Source organism: Streptosporangium sp. OZ121 (assembly GCF_051918885.1).
Lineage (GTDB): Bacteria > Actinomycetota > Actinomycetes > Streptosporangiales > Streptosporangiaceae > Streptosporangium.
The window spans coordinates 235,101-254,529 of sequence record NZ_JBPXMC010000007.1 but is presented as its reverse complement, the minus strand read 5'-3'; the positions used below and the strand labels follow the sequence as shown (position 1 = coordinate 254,529).

The window sequence follows — 19,429 nt, the reverse complement described above, 5'->3', positions numbered from 1 at the left end:
GAGAACGGTCTGACCTGAACCGGCCGATCGTCCACCGCCGAGGTGTACTTTCGGCCCACGTCCCGTGAGGTCGTCATTCCCGCCGGGCATCGGCAGCACCGGGTTCCGCCGGCTGTGGGCACGGCACGACGTCAGGGAAGGCGTCCACGGCGCCAAGACCTTCCAGCACCCGCGCGTCGGCGACATCGCCGTCGAATGGGACGCCTATCCGCTGCAGCCACACGGCCTGGACCCTGTAGTGACACTCGTCGCCGAAAACGACTCTGGCCCAAGATCGCTACCGGATGCGCCGGGCGATCAAGGGCCAGGATCTAACCGAACCCGCAGGCTTACGCCTCGCCGGAGGTCAGGCCGACCGGGCAGCTGACCCCGGTCCCCCCGATCCCGCAGTAGCCGCCCGGGTTCTTGAAAAGATACTGCTGGTGATACTCCTCGGCGAAGAAGTAGTCCCCCGCCGGGGCGATCTCGGTGGTGATGGGGTCGTAGCCCGACTCGGTGAGCACCTTCTGGTAGGCGTCACGCGAGGTGAGGGCCGACTTCTCCTGCTCGGGCGAGTGGAAGTAGATCGCCGAGCGGTACTGCGTGCCGACGTCGTTGCCCTGGCGCATGCCCTGGGTGGGGTTGTGGGCCTCCCAGAAGACGCGCAGCAGCTCCTCGTACGACACCTTGGCAGGGTCGAAGACGACGCGGACGAGCTCGGTGTGACCGGTCTGGCCGGTGCAGACCTCCTCGTAGGTCGGGTTCTGGGTGTAGCCACCCGCGTAGCCGACCGAGGTGGTGATCACTCCCGGGGTCTGCCAGAAGATGCGCTCGGCGCCCCAGAAACAGCCGAGGCCGAAGTCGGCGATCTCGCTTCCCTCGGGGTACGGCGGAGCGAGCGGGGCGTCGAGGACCGCGTGGCGGCCGGGTGCCGTGATCGGCGTGGGGCGGCCCGGGAGCGCGTTCTCCGGGGACACCATCGTCGTCTTGTCCTTGCCGAACAACCAGCCCATTGTGAACCTCCTCCTGACACGTTCTCACCAGGAGGCAACCGCGCGCGACCTTCCCGTGTTCCCGTAAGTCACGCTTAACAGAGCGGAAAGCACTACTAAATTGTATTAAACCTAGTAAGGAGCGAAGATAGGCGTCATGCCTGAAACGCGCCGTGGAGTCCTGTACGGCATCGCCGCCTACAGCATGTGGGGCCTGTTCCCGCTGTACTGGCCGCTCCTGAAGCCCTCGGCCGCCCTGGAGATCCTGGCGCACCGCATCGCGTGGTCCCTGGTCGCCGTCGTCGCCATCCTGGCGGTACGGCGCCACTGGTCCTGGTTCCGCGAGCTCCTGCGCACCCCGCGCAAGCTCGGCCTCCTCGTCCTGGCAGCGGTGATCATCACGGTCAACTGGGGCCTCTACATCTACGCCGTCAACAGCGGGCACGTGGTCGAGAGCGCGCTCGGTTACTTCATCAACCCGCTGGTCAGCGTGCTCTTCGGGGTGTTCCTGCTGAAGGAGCGGCTGCGACGGTGGCAGTGGGTCGCGGTGGGGCTGGGCACGGCGGCGGTGGTCATCCTGACCGTCGACTACGGGCGTCCGCCGTGGATCGCGCTGGTGCTGGCCGCCAGCTTCGGCACGTACGGGCTGGTCAAGAAGATCGCCGGGGTGGGCGCCGCGGAGAGCATGACGGTCGAGACGCTGGTGCTGCTGCTGCCCGCGCTGGGCTACCTGGTCTACCTGGGGCAGCAGGGGACGAGCACGTTCGGCAACGCGGGGGCGGGCCACGCGCTCCTGCTGGCCGGGGCGGGTGTGGTCACCGCCGTCCCGCTGCTCTGCTTCACCGCCTCCGCGATCCGGATACCGCTCACCACGATCGGCCTGCTGCAGTACATCGCCCCGATACTGCAGTTCCTGTGCGGTGTGTTCGTCATAGGGGAGGTCATGCCGCCCAGTCGCTGGCTGGGGTTCGGCGTCATCTGGCTGGCGTTGTCGGTCTTCACCTGGGACAGCCTCCGGACGGCCGCCCAGGCCCGCCGGACGGCTCCCGACTCCGTTCCCGTACAAGAACCCGCGTAAGACCCCATAGCGCCACGTGGTGGCGCCAGGGGCCGTGGAGGGCCGGGCCGAGGCGACCGGGCCGGTCAGGAGCCGCGGACGGCGAGGACCAGCGGGGTGAGGTCCGGGTCGACGCCGGCCTGCTCCAGGGCCGCGGCCAGGGAGCGCTCGTAGGTGGGCGTGGCCGCGGCCAGCCGGGCCCGTCCCTCGTCGGTGATCACCGAGTAGACGCCGCGGCGGTCGTCCGAGCAGAGGTCGCGCCGGGTCATCCCGGCCTCCTCGAGGCGGGCGACGAGGCGGGTCACCGAGCTCTGGTTGAGCCCCACGGCCTCGGCGAGTTCCTGCATGCGCATGCAGCCGGCGGGGGCGGTGGCGAGCCGCCCCAGCGCGCGGTACTCCGACAGCCCGAGGCCGTGTCCGCGCTGGAGGGCCTTGGTCAACTCCGCCTCCACGCGCGCGTGCAAGAGGGCGAAACGATCCCACGACATGGTGATTCCTCCTGGAGTGTTCTATCGGCAGGAGTCTACATGCACATACAATATTTGCTTTTACATGCAACAAACATGGTGGAAGACATACGAAAAATCCGGTCGGACCGGGCGGGTGAGCCGGGTGATCATGCCTGCGGTGGCCGGCCGGAACGCCTCACGACGTGGTCGCACGACTCCAGGCTAACGGGGCCCGGCCGGACCACTCCACGAGGCGGCCGCACACCGCCTGGCGGGCGGCGGCCGGCCGGACCACCCACGACATGACCACACGGCGCCAAGAAAGCGGCGCCGAGAAGACAGGGCGGGCGGTGGTCAGCCGGAACGCTCCACCACGTAGTCGCACAGCGCCAGGTAGGCGGCGCGGGCCGGGATGTCGGGCAGGCTCATCAGATCCTGGCGGGCGCGGTCGGCCCAGGCGAGCAGCTCGGCGCGGGCGCGTCCCATCGCGGGGTCGGCGCGGAGCAGACCCAGGGTCTCCTCGATGTCCTCCTCCGCCACCGGACCGGCCAGCAGCTCGCGCAGACGGGCGCTCTCGGGGGCGTCCGAGGCGAGGACGTAGAGCACCGGCAGGGTCCGGATGCCCTCGCGCAGGTCGGTTCCTGGGGTCTTGCCCGACTCGACCGTCTCCGAGGCGACGTCCAGCAGGTCGTCGCCGAGCTGCCACGCCACCCCGATCGCCTCGCAGGCCCGGGTCAGCCGCTCGACCACCTCGGGCGAGGCGCCGCTGAGCATGGCGCCGAACCGGCCGGAGGTGGCGATCAGCGAACCGGTCTTGTCGGCCAGCACCCCGATGTAGTGGGCCACCGGGTCGTCGCCCGGGCGGGGGCCGATGGTCTCGCGGATCTGGCCGCGCACCAGGCGGGAGAACGTCTGGGCCTGGATCCTGATGACGTCGGCACCGAGGTCCGCGAGGATCTCCGACGCCTGGGCGAACAGGTAGTCGCCGGTCAGGATGGCCACGGTGTTGTCCCAGCGGGCGTTCGCCGACGGGGAGCCCCGGCGGACCGGGGCCTCGTCCATCACGTCGTCGTGGTAGAGCGTCGCCAGGTGGGTCAGCTCGATCACCACGGCCCCGGGCACCACGCCCGCGGCCTGCGGCGAGCCGAACTGGGCGGCGAGCAGGGCCAGCATGGCCCGGAACCTCTTGCCGCCGGCCTCGATGAGGTGCTTGGACGCCTCCGTGACGAAGGCGTCCTCGCTCTGCACCGAGGACCGCAGCAGCTTCTCGACCTCTGCCAGTCCGGTCGCGACGTCCTGCGCCAGCCGCTCGTCGACGAACGGAAGATCAACAACCGGTGGCGCAGCCATGAAACGTTACTCCTCTAGCGAATGAACAGCGCGGACGCAGCCTGATCCGCGAGATCGAGCACCGGCTGCGGGAAGACCCCGAGCACTACCGTAGCCGCTGCCGCGAGGGTGACCACAGCCGAGGTGCCCACCGTGGGTGCCGCGATGGACGGCCCGTCGGCGGCGGGCTCGCTGAAGAACATCAGCACGATGACGCGGACGTAGAAGAACGCCGCGATCGCCGAGCTGACCACACCCACGACGACGAGCGGCAGGGCGTCCCCGGCGACCGCCGCGGAGAAGACGGCGTACTTGCCGAAGAAGCCGCTCGTGAGCGGGATGCCGGCGAAGGCGAGCAGGAAGAAGGCGAAGATGCCCGCCAGGACCGGGGCGCGCTTGCCCAGGCCGGCCCACCGGGACAGGTGCCCGGCCTCGCCACCCGCGTCGCGCACCATGGTGACGACCGCGAAGGCGCCGACCGTGGTGAAGCCGTACGCGGCCAGGTAGAACAGGATGGCCGACAGGGCCTGGGCGTTCTGCTCGGCGGCGCCGACCGCGACGATGCCGGTGAGCAGGAAGCCCGCGTGCGCGATCGAGGAGTAGGCGAGCATCCGCTTGATCTCGGTCTGGGTGATGGCCAGGATCGCGCCGACGATCATCGTCAGGATCGCGACGCCCCACATGACCGGCTTCCAGTTCCATTCAAGGCCGCCCAGAGCCACCCAAAAGACCCTGAGGACGGCTCCGAAGGCCGCGACGAGCACGGTGGAGGCCATCAGGGCGGTGACCGCGGTGGGCGCGCCCTGGTAGACGTCAGGCTTCCACGCCTGGAACGGCGCGGCTCCGATCTTGAAGAGCAGGCCGATGCCGAGCATCGCGGTGCCGATCAGCAGCAGGGTCTCCTGGCCGCTGACCGCGCTAAGCGAGGCGCTGATGGCCCGCAGGTCCACCGACCCGGCGTAGCCGTAGATCAGGGCCATCCCGTACAGGAAGAAGGCCGAGGAGAACGCGCCGAGCAGGAAGTACTTGACCGAGGCCTCCTGCGAGAGCAGGCGGCGACGGCGGGCCAGACCGCAGAGCAGGTACAGCGGCAGGGACATGACCTCGAGGCCGACGAACATGATCAGCAGGTCGTTGGCGGAGGCGAAGAGCAGCATGCCGCCGACCGAGAACAGCAGCAGCGGGTAGACCTCGGTCTGGGCGTACCCGCTGAGGATCGCCTCCTCCTCGTCGGGGCTGCCCGGCACCGCCGCCGCCTGCGCGACGAACTGCTCCTCGTCGTTGATCAGGAGCGTGCTGACCAGGGCCAGCACGAGGATGATGCCCCAGATGAACAGGGAGGGACCGTCCACCGCGACCGAGCCCATCGCCGCCGGGGCGTCCGGCAGGCCGTTGACGGCGTTGAGCACGGTCATCAGGAACGCGCCGGCCAGGGCCAGCAGCGTGAGCGGCATGTGGATCGACTTGCGCAGGTAGCGGGGCGCGAATGCCTCGATCAGCACGCCGATGATGGCCGCGCCGAACACGAGCAGCATCGGCGACAGCAGCGCGTACTCGATCGTCGGGGGTTGGATGATGGCGTCGTTCACTGCCCGGCCCCCTTCTGGTCCGCCACGGCGGGTTTGGGCTGTTCGATGTTGATACTGCTGAGCGTCTTGTCCACCGCCGGGTTGATCACGTCGAGCACCGGCTTGGGATAGAAGCCCAGCACGAGGAGCACCGCGACCAGCGGGGCCACCACGAAGATCTCACGCAGGTTGAGGTCGGGCAGGCTCAGCGCCGGCTTCTTCGAGGAGCCGGGCTCCTTCGGGGAGTCGGGCAGGACGTGCGCCGCCTCCTCGGGGGAACCGGGCACGGCGTACGCCGGCTCCTTCGGGGCGCCGGTCATCATGCGCTGGTACATCCACAGGATGTAGACGGCCGCCAGGACGACACCGCTGGTCGCGATGATCGCCGGGACCGGGTAGCGCTGGTAGGTGCCGAGCAGGACCATGAACTCGCTGACGAACGTGGACAGACCCGGCAGGGAGAGTCCGGACAGGCCGGCGATCAGGAAGGTGCCCGCCAGCAGCGGGGCGACCTTCTGCACGCCTCCGTAGTCGGCGATCCGGCTGGAACCCCGGCGGTAGATCAGGAAGCCGGCGATCAGGAACAGCGCGCCGGTCGAGAAGCCGTGGTTGACCATGTAGAGGGTGGCGCCCGCGCCCGCGTTCGCGGTCATCGCGAAGACGCCCAGCGCGATGAAGCCGAAGTGCGAGATCGAGGTGTAGGCGATCAGGCGCTTCATGTCGGTCTGGCCGATGGCCACGATCGCGCCGTAGACGATGCCCACGACCGCCAGCACGATCACCAGCGGGGTGAAGAACTTCGACGCCTCGGGGAACAGCTCCAGGCAGAAGCGGAGCATCCCGTACGTGCCGACCTTGTCCAGCACGCCCACCAGCAGCACCGCGGCGCCGGCCGGGGCCTGCGCGGCGGCGTCGGGCAGCCAGGTGTGGAACGGCCACAGCGGCGCCTTGACCGCGAACGCGATGAAGAAGCCCGCGAAGAGCCACTTCTGCGTGGTCGGGTCCTGAACGGCCGCGATCAGCTCGGGGAACATGAAGGTGTTCTTCCCGGCGACCACGTAGAGCGCGATCACCGCGACCAGCATGAGCAGGCCGCCGAAGAGCGAGTACAGCAGGAACTTCACGGCCGCGTAGGACCGCTGCGCCCCGCCGTACGACCCGATCATGAAGTACATCGGGATGAGCATGGCTTCGAAGAAGACGTAGAACAGGAAGACGTCGGTCGCCGCGAAGACGCCGATCATCATCGCTTCCAGCACCAGCAGCAGCGCGAAGTAGGTCTTCACCGACCGCTTGGGCGGGGCCTCGGCCCCGGAGCCGTCGGCGTCGTGCCAGGAGGCGAGGATCACGATCGGCACGAGGATCGCCGACAGCGCGATCAGCACCAGGGCGATGCCGTCGACGCCGACGCCGTAGTGGACGCCGAAGCGCGGGATCCACTCGTAGACCTCGGCGAACTGGAAGCGCGTCCCGGAGGCCGGGTCGAACTGCGCCGCCAGGACGCCGGTCAGCGCCAGCACGACCAGCGAGACCGCCAGGGCCAGCTGCTTGGCGAGCTTGTCACTCTTGACAAGGGAGACACCCACCGCGCCCAGAACGGGCACGGCCATCAGGGTCGAGAGCCAGGGCATCACATGTTCCCTACGTAGAGCAGCGCGCCAACGACCACGGCGGCACCGAAGAGGATGGACAACGCGTAGGACCGCACGTAGCCGGTCTGGATGCGACGCAGCCGCCCGGAGGTCCCGCCGATCCCCGCCGCCAGGCCGTTGACCAGGCCGTCGATGCCGCGGTTGTCGAAGAACACCGCGATGCGGGCCAGCCACTGGCCGGGGCGCATGAACAGCGCCTCGTTCAGCGCGTCGCCGTACAGGTCACGGCGGGCGAAGGTGGTGACGAACGAGCCGCGCGGGGCGACCCGGGGCACCTCGGCGGAGCCGTAGCGGAACCAGGCGAGGACGACACCGACGGCGACCAGCGCGAGCGTGGCCAGGCCGGGGACGCTGAAGGGGTGGAACCCGGGGAGCTCCTCGGGCAGGCCGACCGCCGGGGCGAGGAATCTCATGAGCCGGTTGTCCAGGACCATGAAGGCGCCCAGGAAGATCGAGCCGATCGCCAGCAGGATCAGCGGCACGGTCATCACCGAGGGCGACTCGTGCGGGTGCGCGTCGTCGGCCCAGCGCTTCTTGCCGAAGAAGGTCATGAAGATCATCCGCGACATGTAGAAGCCGGTGATGCCCGCGCCCAGGACCGCGAGCCAGCCCAGGATCGGGTTGTGGTGCATCGCCGTCTCGATGATGCCGTCCTTGGTGAAGTAACCGGACAGCAGCGGGAAGCCGATGATCGCGAGGTAGCCGACGATGAAGGTGACCGCGGTGACCTTCATCACCGAGAACAGCCCGCCGTACTTGCGCATGTCGACCTCGTCGTTCATGGCGTGCATGACCGAGCCCGCCCCGAGGAACATGTTGGCCTTGAAGAAGCCGTGCCCGATGAGGTGCGCGATGGCGAAGGCGTAGCCGACCGGGCCGAGGCCCGCGCCGAGCATCATGTAGCCGATCTGCGACATCGTCGAGCCCGCGAGGCCCTTCTTGATGTCGTCCTTGGCACAACCGATGATCGCACCGGCGAGCAGCGTGGCCACGCCGACGATCGTCACGACGAGCTGCGCGGTCGGGGCGGCCTCGAAGAACGCGCCCGAGCGGACGACCAGGTAGACGCCCGCGGTGACCATGGTCGCCGCGTGGATGAGGGCCGAGACCGGGGTCGGGCCCTCCATCGCGTCCAGCAGCCACGACTGCAGCGGCAGCTGGGCCGACTTGCCGCAGGCGCCCAGGAGCAGCAGCAGGCCGATCGCGGTGATCGTGCCCTGCGAGGCGCCGCCGGAGGAGATCGCCCCGCTCACGGTCCCGCCGGACAGCTCGCCGAAGGCGACCGTGCCGAACGTCGTGAAGATCGTGAAGATCGCGATCAGCAGGCCGAAGTCGCCGACGCGGTTGACGATGAAGGCCTTCTTCGCCGCGGCCGCCGCCGAGGGCTTGAACTGCCAGAACCCGATGAGCAGGTACGAGGCCAGGCCCACGCCCTCCCAGCCGATGAACAGGGCGACGTAGTTGTCGGCCAGCACCAGCAGGAGCATCGCCGCGACGAACAGGTTCAGGTACGCGAAGAACCGGCGCCGGTCGACGTCGTGCGACATGTAGCCGATCGAGTAGATGTGGATCAGCGATCCCACACCGGTGATCAGCAGGGCGAAGCTGATCGACAGCGGGTCGATCAGCAGCCCCATGTCGGCGACGCCGGGGATGAACTGGTAGAGCGGGACGCCCTGGCGGCGCTGGGCGTCGGGCAGGCCGAGAATCTCGACGAAGGCGGCGACCGCCACCACGAAGGCGCCCAGGGACATCGCGACGCCGAGGAGGTGACCCCAGCGGTCGGAGCGACGCCCGGCCAGCAGCAGGACCGCGGCGCCGAGCAGCGGGAGCGCGATCATGAGCCAGGAGGCCCCGATCACTCCCCCGGAATGCTGGATGATCTCAGCGGGTTCCACGGCCACCTCTTAGTACTTCAGCAGGTTGGCGTCGTCCACCGACGCGGACCTGCGGGTTCGGAAGATCATCACGATGATGGCGAGGCCGATCACGACCTCGGCCGCGGCCACCACCATCACGAAGAACGCGATGATCTGGCCGTCCAGGTTGCCCTGCTGCCTGGCGAAGGTGACGAACGCGAGGTTGCAGGCGTTGAGCATGAGCTCCACGCACATGAACACCACGATCGCGTTGCGCCGCACCAGCACACCGACGGCGCCGATCGCGAACAGCAGCGCGGAGAGCACCAGGTAGTGAGTGGTCACTTGCCGTCCTCCTGCTGGAGTGCCGCGTCCCTCACATGGACGGGCTCGTCGTCTGAGCCGGAGTCGCGGCCCTGTGCCGCCTCCTTCTCCAGGACCTGCTTGATGAGCGCCGCCTTCGCCGGGTCGGTCGGCGCGAAGCCGTCCTCGATCTCGTGCCGGGCGAGCACCCGGTTGATGGACTTCTCCGCGACCGTGCCGTCGGGCAGCAGGGCCGGCATGTCGATCGCGTTGTGCAGCGCGTAGGTGCCGGGCCCCGGCAGCGGCGAGGGCTGCGGGCCGGTGAAGCGGGCGCGGGCCAGGTCGCGCTGGGTGGCCTTGGGCCGGATGCGCTCGCGGTGCGCCAGCACCATCGCGCCGAGCGCGGCGGTGATCAGCAGCGCCGAGGTGACCTCGAAGGCGAAGACGTACCTGGTGAAGATGAGCTGCGCCAGGGAGGGCACGTTGCCGCCCGCCCCCTGCACGGCCGTGGCGAGGCCGGTGGGCGGGGCGTAGACGGCGTTGCCGACGCCCAGGGCGAGCAGCGCCGCGAAGGACATGCCCGCGACGAACGCCCACAGACGCTGTCCCCTGATCGTCTCGACCAGCGAGTCGGCGGAGTCGACGCCGACGAGCATCAGGACGAACAGGAAGAGCATCATGACCGCGCCGGTGTAGACGATGATCTGCACCGCGGCGAGGAAGGGGGCGTCCTGGACCGCGTACAGCACGGCCAGCGACAGCATGACGACGCCCAGCATCAGCGCCGAGTAGACCGCCTTGCGGCTGAAGACGAGCCCGAAGGCCGCCCCCACCGAGACGACAGCCAGAACCCAGAACGTGATGGTCTCACCCATTGTTGCGTCCCAGCCGGTAGTAGTCCTCTTCGGTCTCGCCGAGACGCATGGGGTGCGGCGGGACCTCCATGCCGGGGCCGAGCGGCGCGAGCAGCATCTCCTTGGTGTAGATGAGGCTCTCACGGCTGCTGTCGGCGAGGTCGTACTCGTTGGTCATCGTGAGCGCCCGTGTCGGGCAGGCTTCGATGCACAGGCCGCACAGGATGCACCGCAGATAGTTGATCTGGTAGGTGCGCCCGTAGCGCTCACCCGGCGAGAACCGCTCCTCGTCGGTGTTGTCCGCACCCTCGACGAAGATCGCGTCGGCCGGGCAGGCCCAGGCGCACAGCTCGCAGCCGACGCACTTCTCCAGGCCGTCGGGCCAGCGGTTGAGCTGGTGCCGGCCGTGGAAGCGCGGGGCCGTGGGCCGCTGTTCCTCGGGGTAGTTGACCGTCTCGACCTTCTTGAACATCGTGTGGAAGGTCACGCCGAATCCCTTGATGGGATTCAGCCAATCAGTTGCTCCCACTGGGAACCTCCTTGCGCGCTACACCGTGGTAGTGCGGCAGGTCGAGCGGCGGCACCGGGAAGCCACCGGCGGACGGCTCGGCTTGGAGTTGCTCGAATTCGGCCTGGACCTGGGCGGCCCTGGTCTCCTTGCGCCTCTGCAGCACGCTGTCGAAACGCCACCAGATCCCGAAGCAGCCGACCAGCACGGCCGCGAGCACGATGAACACGACCGACTGGTCGACGTTGTCCAGCCGCAGGGCCTTGACCGTGGCGACGAGCATGATCCAGGCCAGGTTGACCGGGATGAGGATCTTCCAGCCGAGGGCCATCAGCTGGTCGTACCTGACACGCGGCAGCGAGGCGCGGCACCAGACGAAGAAGGAGAAGACCAGCACCATCTTGAGGAAGAACCACAGCAGCGGCCACCAGCCGGTGTTGGCCCCGTCCCACATGGAGATCGGCCACGGGGCCCGCCAGCCGCCCATGAACAGGGTGATGGAGACCGCGGAGACCACGAAGACGTTGACGTACTCGGCGAGCATGATGACCGCGAACTTCAACGAGTTGGAGTATTCGGTCTGGAAGCCGCCGACCAGCTCGCCCTCGCCCTCGGGCAGGTCGAAGGGGACCCGGTTGGTCTCGCCCAGCATCGTGATGATGTAGATCAGGAAGGACGGGATCAGCAGGATCATGTACCAGGAGGGCAGCGGGATCTCCAGGCCGCCCAGCGTGAGCACCCCGCCGTTGGCCTGGGCCGCGACGATCTCCGAGGTGGAGAGGGTCCCGGCGAACAGGAAGACGCCGACGAACGACAGGCCCATCGCGATCTCGTACGAGACCACCTGGGCGCTGGCCCGCAGGCCGCCGAGCACCGAGTAGGGGGAGCGCGAGCCCCAGCCGGCCAGCACGATGCCGTACACGCCGATCGAGGCCATCGCGAGCACCAGCAGCACCGCGACCGGCAGGTCGGTGAGCTGCAGCGGCGTCTGCACCCCGAACATCGAGACCATCGGGCCCATCGGGATGACGGAGAAGGCGAGGAAGGCCGGGACCGCCAGGACGACCGGGGCGATGAAGTAGATCACCTTGTCGACGGTCCGGGGCATCAGGTCTTCCTTCAGCCCCATCTTGAGGCCGTCGGCCACCGACTGGAGCAACCCGAACTTGCCCGCCCGGTTGGGGCCGTACCGGTTCTGCATGCGGGAGATGAGCTTGCGCTCGAACCACACGCCGAACAGCACGCCCAGCATCAGGACGATGAAGATGACGGCGGCCTTGATGATGCTGATCCAGAGCGGGTCCTTGCCGAAGTCGGCGAGGCTCGGATCGGCCGCTAGAAGAGTCCGGGCGTTCATTACCGCTCCTCGTTGGCTTCGCCGGCGGCGCGTGCCTCGCCGGCCGTCGTGCCGGTGGCACGCTCGTCGGACCCGGTGTCGGTGGCCGCGCCGATGCCCGCGACGGTGCTCGCCGAACCCGGCGTGACCGGGCTCGCGGCGGCGGGCGCGACGGAGGCGCCCCCGTCGGACGCGGCGTTCCCGAAGGAGGCGCCGATCGCGACCACGTCACCGGCGACGGCGCGCAGGTCCCGGGTGACCGAGCGGCCCGCGGAGTTGGCCGGCAGCCACACCACCCGGTCGGGCAGGTCCGCGATCCGCACGGGCAGGCTCAGCGAGCCGCGCTCGCTGCTGACGACGATCTCGCCGCCGTCGACCAGGCCCGACTCGGCCGCGGTGGACTCCGACACCAGCGCCTCGGCCCGGCGGGCGGTGCCCGCCAGGTACGGCTCTCCGGCCTGCATGCGGCCGTCGTCGAGCAGCAGGTGCCAGCTGGCCAGCACGGCCTCCCCCGCCTGCGGCCTGGCGGCGGCCCGGCCGGCCGCGTCGGGGGCGGCGGCCCTGGGGCCGCGCCACGCGCCGATCGAGGTGAGCTCGCGGCGGGCGGCGGCGGGGTCGGGCAGGCCGAGGTGCACGTCCATCGCGTCGGCGATCGCGGAGACGACCCGCAGGTCACTCATGATCCCCGGAACCGTGAGCGCCTCGGCGAAGGTGCGCCCGCGTCCCTCCCAGTCGACGAAGGTGCCCGACTTCTCGGCCACCACGGCGACGGGGAGCACCACGTCGGCGCGGTCGGTGACCGCGCTGGCGCGCTGCTCCAGGCTCACGATGAACGGGGTGTTCTCCATGGCGAGCAGCGCGGCCTGCGGCGCCGGCAGGTCGTAGGGGTCGACACCGGCGATGACGAGGGCGTCGAGCTCGCCGTCGAGCGCCGCCGCCAGCATGGCGGTGGTGTCGCGGCCCTCGCCCTCGGGCAGGGAGGCGACGTCCCACGCCCTGGCCACCTCGGCGCGGGCGGTCTCGTCGGCGACCGGGCGGCCGATCGGCAGCAGGTTCGGCAGCGCCCCGGCCTCGACGGCCCCGCGCTCACCGGCGCGGCGCGGGATCCAGGCCAGGCGGGCGCCGGTGGAGTCGGCGAGCCGCAGCAGCGCCGACAGCGCGCCCGGCACGGTGGCGAGCCGCTCACCGGCCAGGATGATCGCACCCGGCTGCCTGATCGCCTCGGCGGCGATCGCGTCCACGGCGGCCAGGTCCTCCAGGACGGCGGTCTCCGAGCCCGGCACCGCCGGGATCAGGGTGCCGCCCATCTTGGCGAGCCCGGGGCCGGCGAACGGCGCGACCGAGAAGACCTTCAGGCCCTTCTTGCGCGCCGCCTTGCGCAGGCGCAGGAAGACGATCGGCGACTCCTCGTCGGGCTCGAAGCCCGCCAGGAGCACCGCGGGCGCCTTCTCCAGGTCGGCGTAGCGGACCTCGATGCCCTTGCCGGCGACGGCGTGCGCGAGGAAGCGCGCCTCCTCCTCGGAGTGCGGCCTGGCACGGAAGTCGATGTCGTTCGTGCCGAGAGCGATCCGGGCGAACTTCGCGTACCCGTACGCCTCCTCGACGGTGAGGCGACCGCCGACCAGCACGCCGGCGCGCCCGCGCGCGGCGGACAGGCCCTTGGCGGCCGCGGCGAACGCCTCGGGCCAGGAGGCCGGGACCAGGCGTCCCTCCTCGTCACGGACGAGGGGGGTCTTCAGCCGGTCGGGCTGGGTCGCGTAGGTGAAGGCCCAGCGACCCTTGTCGCAGTTCCACTCCTCGTTGACCTCGGGGTCGTCCCCGGCCAGGCGGCGGGTGACCTTGCCGCGCCGGTGGTCGGTGCGCAGGGAGCAGCCGCTCGCGCAGTGCTCGCAGGCGCTGGGCGTGGAGACCAGGTCGAACGGGCGGGCCTGGAAGCGGTACGCGGCACCGGTGAGCGCGCCCACCGGGCAGATCTGCACGGTGTTGCCGGAGAAGTAGGACTCGAACGGGCGTCCGTCGGCGGTGGCGACCTGCTCCTTGGCCCCGCGCTCGAAGAAGTCGATGAGCGGGTCTCCGGCGATCTCGTCGGAGAAGCGGATGCAGCGCGCGCACTGGACGCAGCGCTCGCGGTCGAGCAGCACCTCGGAGGAGAGCGCGACCGGCTTGTCGAAGGTCCGCTTCTTCTCCACGAAGCGGCTCTCGCCCTGGCCGTTGGACATGGCCTGGTTCTGCAGCGGGCACTCGCCGCCCTTGTCGCAGACCGGGCAGTCGAGCGGGTGGTTCAGGAGCAGCAGCTCCATCACGCCGCGCTGCGCCTTCTCGGCGACCGGGGAGGTGAGCTGGGTCTGGACGACCATGCCCTCGGCGACCTCGATCGCGCAGGAGGGCTGCGGCTTGGGGAAGCCTCGGCCGTTGCCGGCGTCGGGGATGTCCACCAGGCACTGGCGGCAGTTGGCGGCCGGCTCCAGCAGCGGGTGGTCGCAGAACCGGGGGATCTGGATGCCGAGCAGCTCTGCCGCCCGGATGATCAGGGTGCCCTTCGGGACGCTCACCTGGAAGCCGTCGATGGTGACGGTGACCAGGTTCACCGGCACCTGCTGCGCCGGGGTGGTGGCTTCGACGGTCATGGCGTCTCCTCCGTCGGCCTCATGACCGAGACGGTGCTGTGCTTGCCGGTTGCCGGGGTCCGCGCGCTCACTGGGCACCCCACACCGTGGACGGGGCGTGATCGAACGGGCAGCCGCCGATCTCGAAGTGCTCGAGGTATTCGTCGCGGAAGTATTTCACCGACGAGTGGATGGGGCTGGTGGCCCCGTCGCCCAGGGCGCAGAAGGAGCGTCCCAGGATGTTGTCGGCGATGTCGGTGATCGTGGTCAGGTCCTCTTCGGTGCCCTGACCCTTCTCCAGCCGCTTGAGCACCTGCTTGAGCCAGTAGGTGCCCTCCCGGCAGGGGGTGCACTTGCCGCACGACTCGTGCGCGTAGAACTCGGTCCAGCGGAGCACGGCGCGCACCACGCAGGTGGTCTCGTCGAAGATCTGCAGGGCCCGGGTGCCGAGCATCGAGCCCTTCGCGCCGACGGACTCGAAGTCCAGCGGGACGTCGAGGTGCTCGTCGGTGAAGATCGGGGTGCTCGACCCGCCGGGGGTCCAGAACTTGAGCCGGTGGCCCTCGCGGATGCCGCCGGACATCTCCAGCAGCTCGCGCAGCGTGATGCCGAGCGGGGCCTCGTACTGGCCGGGCGTGGTCACGTGGCCGCTCAGCGAGAAGATGCCGAAGCCCTTGGACTTCTCCGTGCCCATCCCGGCGAACCAGTCGGCGCCGTTGGCGATGATGGAGGGAACACTCGCGACCGACTCGACGTTGTTCACCACTGTCGGCGAGGCGTACAGGCCCGCCACGGCGGGGAAGGGGGGCTTGAGCCGAGGTTGGCCGCGATAGCCCTCCAGCGAGTCGAGCAGCGCCGTCTCCTCGCCACAGATGTAGGCGCCCGCCCCGCTGTGCACGACCAGCTCGAGGTCGAAGCCGGAGCCGAACAGGTCGGTGCCGAGATAGCCCTTGGCGTACGCCTCGGCCACGGCCGCCTGCAGGCGGCGCACGACGTGCACGACCTCGCCGCGCACGTAGATGAAGGCGTGGTTGGCCCGGATCGCGTACGCGGTGATGATGACGCCCTCGACCAGCGAGTGCGGGTTGGCCATCATCAGCGGGATGTCCTTGCACGTGCCGGGCTCGGACTCGTCGGCGTTGACCACCAGATAGTGCGGCTTGCCGTCACCCTGGGGGATGAAGCCCCACTTCATGCCGGTGGGGAAGCCCGCGCCGCCTCGGCCGCGCAGTCCGGAGTCCTTGACGGCCTGGATGACGGCGTCGGGGTCCATGCCCAGCGCCTTCTTGGCCGCCGAGTAGTCGCCGTAGCCCTCCAGGGTGAAGGAGTTGGGCTGGTCCCAGTTCGCGGTCAGAACCGGGGTGAGAGTGGTCACTTCGTCTCCTCGCCTGGCAGCCCGTCGCTCCGTGACGAGGCCGCTCCGTGCCTGCCGGCACGCTCGTTGCGCCCGCACGCGCCGGTCTGACCGGCACGCCCGCTCCTGGTGGCTCCACACCGTGGCACGTTCACGCCTCCGGAGCCTTCCATCCCTTGGCCTTGGCGATCTTCAGACCCTCCAGGGAGGGGCCGTTCGCCGAGGGGCCGTCGCCGGCCAGGCCGTCGGGCAGGCCCGCGAGCACCCGCGAGGCCTCCTTGAACGTGCAGAGCTTCTTCGGCCCCCGGGTCGGGGAGATCTCCTTGCCGTCCCTGAGGTCGTCGACGAGCTGTTTGGCCGAGGCCGGGGTCTGGTTGTCGAAGAACTCCCAGTTGACCATCATCACCGGGGCGAAGTCGCAGGCGGCGTTGCACTCCAGCCGCTCCAGCGAGACCTTGCCGTCGGGGGTCGTCTCGTCGTGACCGATGCCCGCGTGCTCGGACAGCTCTTCCCAGATCTGGTCGCCGCCCATGACCGCGCAGAGCGTGTTGATACACACGCCCACGTGGTACTGGCCCATCGGCCTGCGCTTGTACATCGTGTAGAAGGTGGAGACGCCCACGACCTCGGCCTTGCTCAGGCCGAGCATCTCGGCGCAGAACTCGTGGCCGTCGTCGGAGACGTAGCCGTCCTCCGACTGCACCAGGTGCAGCAGGGGCAGCAGGGCCGACCGCGGCTTCGGGTAGCGGCCGATGATCTCCTTGGCGTCGCGCTCCAGGCGCTCCCGCACCTCCGGCGCGTACCCCTTGCTCACGGTCGCGCTCACCTCCTCGCCGCCCGCGCGGGCGGCCTCGTTCGAGGGCTCGCCGCCCAGGGCCGTGCTCGTCCCGAGGGCGCTCTCGCCCGTCAGGCCGGTGCCCGTGCTCGCGTCGAGCCTCTCGTCCGCCGCGTTCGCCGACTGGCCGGCCGGGCCCTTGCTGGGGCTCATCGGTCGACACCTCCCATCACCGGGTCGATCGAGGCCACCGCCGAGATGACGTCGGCGACCATGCCGCCCTCACACGTCGCGGGCATGGCCTGCAGGTTCGTGAAGGACGGGTCGCGGAAGTGTACGCGGTAGGGGCGGGTTCCGCCGTCGCTGACCACGTGGGCGCCGAGCTCGCCGCGGGGCGACTCGACCGAGGCGTACGCCTGCCCGGCCGGGACCCGGAAGCCCTCGGTCACCAGCTTGAAGTGGTGGATCAGCGCCTCCATGGAGCCGCTCATGATGTGCGCGATGTGGTCGGGCGAGTTGCCCAGGCCGTCGGGGCCGAGCGCGAGCTGCGCGGGCCAGCCGATCTTCTTGTCGTCGATCATCACCCGGTCGTTCTTGAGCGGCCCGGAGAGGCGGTCGAGCGCCTGCTCGATGATCTTGAGCGATTCCTCCATCTCGGCCACCCGCACCAGGTAGCGGCCGTAGACGTCGGCGGTCTTCTCCGTCGGGACGTCGAACTCGTAGGTCTCGTAGCCGCAGTAGGGCTGCGACTTGCGCAGGTCCCACGGCAGGCCGGCGGCCCGCAGCATCGGGCCGGTGACGCCCAGCGCCATGCAGCCGGTGAGGTCGAGGTAGGCGACGTCCTTGGTACGGGCCAGGTAGACCGGGTTCGCGTCGAGCATCTTGCGCATGTCCTTGATGCGCCCCGGCATGACCTTGAGCAGCTCGCCGACCTTGTCGACGGCGCCGGCGGGCAGGTCGACCGAGACGCCTCCGGGCCGGACGTAGGCCATGTTCATCCGCAGGCCGGTGATGTACTCCATCACGTCGAGCACCATCTCGCGCTCGCGGGACCCGAAGAGGAACGGCGTGGTCGCGCCCAGCTCCATGCCGAAGGTGCCGATGGCCACCATGTGCGAGGAGATCCGGGTGAGCTCCATCATCATCACGCGGATGGCCTGGGCCCGCTCGGGGATCCGGTCGGTGATGCCCAGCAGCCGCTCGACGCCCATGCAGTAGGCGGTCTCGTTGAAGATCGGCGCCAGGTAGTCCATCCGGGTGACGAACGTCGTGCCCTGGGTCCACGTCCGGTATTCGAGGTTCTTCTCGATGCCGGTGTGCAGGTAGCCGATGACCGTGCGGGCCTCGGTGACCGTCTCGCCGTCCAGGTTCAGGACCAGGCGGAGCACGCCGTGCGTGGACGGGTGCTGGGGGCCCATGTTGATGACGAGCTGCTGGTCCTGCTGGCCGGAGAGGGTCTCGACCAGTTCCGTCCAGTCGTTGCCCGAGACGGTGTAGACCTTGCCCTCGGTGGCGTCGTCGTACGCGTCGTACGGGCCGCCGATGGTCTCCTTCGTCTCCTGGTAGGGGACGCTCATGTGTAGGACCTCCTCTGGTCCGGCGCGGGGATCTCGGCGCCGCGGTACTCGACCGGGATGCCGCCGAGCGGGTAGTCCTTGCGCTGGGGGTGACCGTCCCAGTCGTCGGGCATCATGATGCGGGTCAGCGCCGGGTGCCCGTCGAAGACGATGCCGAAGAAGTCCCAGGTCTCGCGCTCGTGCCAGTCGTGGGTCGGGTACACCGAGACCGTGGAGGGGATGTGCCGGTCGTCGTCGGGGCAGGAGACCTCGACGCGCAGGCGGCGGTTGTGCGTGATCGAGCACAGGTGGATCACCGCGTGCAGCTCCTGGCCCACCAGGTGGGGGTAGTGCACGCCGGAGACGCCGAGCGAGAGCTCGAAGCGCAGGGCGGGGTCGTCGCGCAGGGTCCTGACGACGTCGAGCAGGCGCTCGCGCCTGACGTGGAAGGTCAGCTCGCCGCGGTCGACCACCACGCGCTCGACGGCGTCGCCGAGATCGCCGCCGAGGGCGCGCTCCAGCTCGTCGGCGACGGTGTCGAAGTAGCCGCCGTACGGGCGGGCGCTGGACAGCTCGGGCTTGCGCCGCACGACGAGGCGGCCGTAGCCGGAGGTGTCGCCGGTGCCCGAGGCGCCGAACATGCCCAGGTGGGCGATCGGCTCCTCCGGAACCTCGGGGAGGTTGTCAGCGGGTTCGCTCGTCATTTGGCGGTCCCCTGGTCGATCAGCGGCAGCGTCCGCAGGGCCTGCAGTTCGAGCTCGTCGATCTGCTTGGCGCGGTGCGCGCCGAACTTCGTGTTCTGGATCTTGTCGTGCAGCTTGACGATCGCGTCGATGAGCATCTCGGGCCGCGGCGGGCAGCCGGGCAGGTAGATGTCGACGGGGACGACGTGGTCGACGCCCTGCACGATCGCGTAGTTGTTGAACATGCCGCCGCTGGAGGCGCAGACGCCCATCGCGATGACCCACTTGGGCTCGGCCATCTGGTCGTAGATCTGGCGCAGCACCGGGGCCATCTTCTGCGACAGCCGTCCCGCGACGATCATCAGGTCGGCCTGGCGCGGAGACGCCGAGGCGCGCTCCATGCCGAAGCGCGCCAGGTCGTGCTTGGGACCGCCGGTGGACATCAGCTCGATGGCGCAGCAGGCGAGACCGAACGTCGCCGGCCAGACGGAGTTCTTGCGCGCCCAGCCGGCGACCTGCTCGACCGTGCTGAGCATGAACCCGCTCGGAAGTTTCTCTTCAAGACCCAT

Annotated in this window: 18 protein-coding genes; 2 read left to right on the top strand and 16 right to left on the bottom strand. The window is 69.6% G+C overall.

The features are described from left to right. Positions 1-64: 64 nt before the first annotated feature. Positions 65-367 (top strand): MmyB family transcriptional regulator, encoded by a 303-nt coding sequence (locus tag ACTOQ1_RS16425; RefSeq protein ID WP_440067995.1) that lies wholly within the window; start codon positions 65-67, stop codon positions 365-367. On the opposite strand, the gene msrA is transcribed toward ACTOQ1_RS16425, so the two are convergent. Beyond that, complete coding sequence (gene msrA / locus ACTOQ1_RS16420; RefSeq protein ID WP_362690221.1) at positions 330-992, bottom strand: peptide-methionine (S)-S-oxide reductase MsrA; 663 nt, start codon at positions 990-992, stop codon at positions 330-332. The two genes, ACTOQ1_RS16425 and msrA, sit on opposite strands and share 38 nt — an antisense overlap. Positions 993-1,128: 136 nt before the next feature. Here msrA and rarD point away from each other — a divergent pair, with 136 nt between their 5' ends. Further along, entirely contained in the window at positions 1,129-2,049 is a 921-nt protein-coding gene (gene rarD / locus ACTOQ1_RS16415) for an EamA family transporter RarD (protein WP_440067992.1), read from the top strand. Positions 2,050-2,114: 65 nt separating this feature from the next. Here the strand turns inward: rarD and ACTOQ1_RS16410 are convergent, their stop codons facing one another. From ACTOQ1_RS16410 to ACTOQ1_RS16340, 15 genes are all read right to left on the bottom strand, one after another. Next, positions 2,115-2,516, bottom strand: coding sequence for a MarR family winged helix-turn-helix transcriptional regulator (locus ACTOQ1_RS16410; protein WP_440067990.1), 402 nt, complete (start codon positions 2,514-2,516; stop codon positions 2,115-2,117). A gap of 315 nt (positions 2,517-2,831) precedes the next feature. Beyond that, positions 2,832-3,827: a polyprenyl synthetase family protein gene (locus ACTOQ1_RS16405; protein ID WP_440067989.1), complete on the bottom strand. Its 996-nt coding sequence runs from the start codon at positions 3,825-3,827 to the stop codon at positions 2,832-2,834. Positions 3,828-3,841: 14 nt separating this feature from the next. Then, the gene (gene nuoN, locus ACTOQ1_RS16400; RefSeq protein ID WP_440067987.1) at positions 3,842-5,395 is read right to left on the bottom strand and encodes an NADH-quinone oxidoreductase subunit NuoN; all 1,554 of its coding nucleotides are present in this window, start codon (positions 5,393-5,395) and stop codon (positions 3,842-3,844) included. Beyond that, on the bottom strand, positions 5,392-7,005 hold the full coding sequence (locus ACTOQ1_RS16395) for an NADH-quinone oxidoreductase subunit M (RefSeq protein ID WP_440067986.1): 1,614 nt from the start codon (positions 7,003-7,005) through the stop codon (positions 5,392-5,394). The genes nuoN and ACTOQ1_RS16395 overlap by 4 nt, the downstream gene beginning before the upstream one ends. After that, the gene (gene nuoL, locus ACTOQ1_RS16390) at positions 7,005-8,867 is read right to left on the bottom strand and encodes an NADH-quinone oxidoreductase subunit L (RefSeq protein ID WP_440068144.1); all 1,863 of its coding nucleotides are present in this window, start codon (positions 8,865-8,867) and stop codon (positions 7,005-7,007) included. The genes ACTOQ1_RS16395 and nuoL overlap by 1 nt, the downstream gene beginning before the upstream one ends. A 66-nt stretch (positions 8,868-8,933) precedes the next feature. After that, positions 8,934-9,230 carry an NADH-quinone oxidoreductase subunit NuoK gene (gene nuoK / locus ACTOQ1_RS16385; RefSeq protein ID WP_329089089.1) on the bottom strand — a complete coding sequence of 99 codons (297 nt, stop codon included), beginning with the start codon at positions 9,228-9,230 and terminating at the stop codon, positions 8,934-8,936. Continuing rightward, positions 9,227-10,063, bottom strand: a complete 837-nt coding sequence (locus ACTOQ1_RS16380) for an NADH-quinone oxidoreductase subunit J (protein WP_440067984.1) — start codon at positions 10,061-10,063, stop codon at positions 9,227-9,229. The genes nuoK and ACTOQ1_RS16380 overlap by 4 nt, the downstream gene beginning before the upstream one ends. Then, a complete protein-coding gene (gene nuoI / locus ACTOQ1_RS16375) occupies positions 10,056-10,571 on the bottom strand; it encodes an NADH-quinone oxidoreductase subunit NuoI (RefSeq protein WP_344747308.1) in 516 nt (171 codons plus the stop codon). Before nuoI ends, ACTOQ1_RS16380 begins: the two co-directional genes overlap by 8 nt. Beyond that, positions 10,558-11,907 carry an NADH-quinone oxidoreductase subunit NuoH gene (gene nuoH, locus ACTOQ1_RS16370; RefSeq protein WP_440067982.1) on the bottom strand — a complete coding sequence of 450 codons (1,350 nt, stop codon included), beginning with the start codon at positions 11,905-11,907 and terminating at the stop codon, positions 10,558-10,560. Before nuoH ends, nuoI begins: the two co-directional genes overlap by 14 nt. Further along, complete coding sequence (locus ACTOQ1_RS16365) at positions 11,907-14,513, bottom strand: NADH-quinone oxidoreductase subunit G (protein WP_440067980.1); 2,607 nt, start codon at positions 14,511-14,513, stop codon at positions 11,907-11,909. The genes nuoH and ACTOQ1_RS16365 overlap by 1 nt, the downstream gene beginning before the upstream one ends. Positions 14,514-14,580: 67 nt before the next feature. Further along, complete coding sequence (gene nuoF / locus ACTOQ1_RS16360; RefSeq protein WP_440067978.1) at positions 14,581-15,867, bottom strand: NADH-quinone oxidoreductase subunit NuoF; 1,287 nt, start codon at positions 15,865-15,867, stop codon at positions 14,581-14,583. A 130-nt stretch (positions 15,868-15,997) separates the two neighbouring features. Then, on the bottom strand, positions 15,998-16,672 hold the full coding sequence (nuoE, locus tag ACTOQ1_RS16355; protein WP_440068142.1) for an NADH-quinone oxidoreductase subunit NuoE: 675 nt from the start codon (positions 16,670-16,672) through the stop codon (positions 15,998-16,000). A 158-nt stretch (positions 16,673-16,830) separates the two neighbouring features. Continuing rightward, positions 16,831-18,198 (bottom strand): NADH-quinone oxidoreductase subunit D, encoded by a 1,368-nt coding sequence (locus tag ACTOQ1_RS16350; protein WP_440067976.1) that lies wholly within the window; start codon positions 18,196-18,198, stop codon positions 16,831-16,833. Beyond that, positions 18,195-18,881 carry an NADH-quinone oxidoreductase subunit C gene (locus ACTOQ1_RS16345; protein WP_440067974.1) on the bottom strand — a complete coding sequence of 229 codons (687 nt, stop codon included), beginning with the start codon at positions 18,879-18,881 and terminating at the stop codon, positions 18,195-18,197. Before ACTOQ1_RS16345 ends, ACTOQ1_RS16350 begins: the two co-directional genes overlap by 4 nt. Then, complete coding sequence (locus ACTOQ1_RS16340; RefSeq protein WP_030916695.1) at positions 18,878-19,429, bottom strand: NuoB/complex I 20 kDa subunit family protein; 552 nt, start codon at positions 19,427-19,429, stop codon at positions 18,878-18,880. The genes ACTOQ1_RS16345 and ACTOQ1_RS16340 overlap by 4 nt, the downstream gene beginning before the upstream one ends.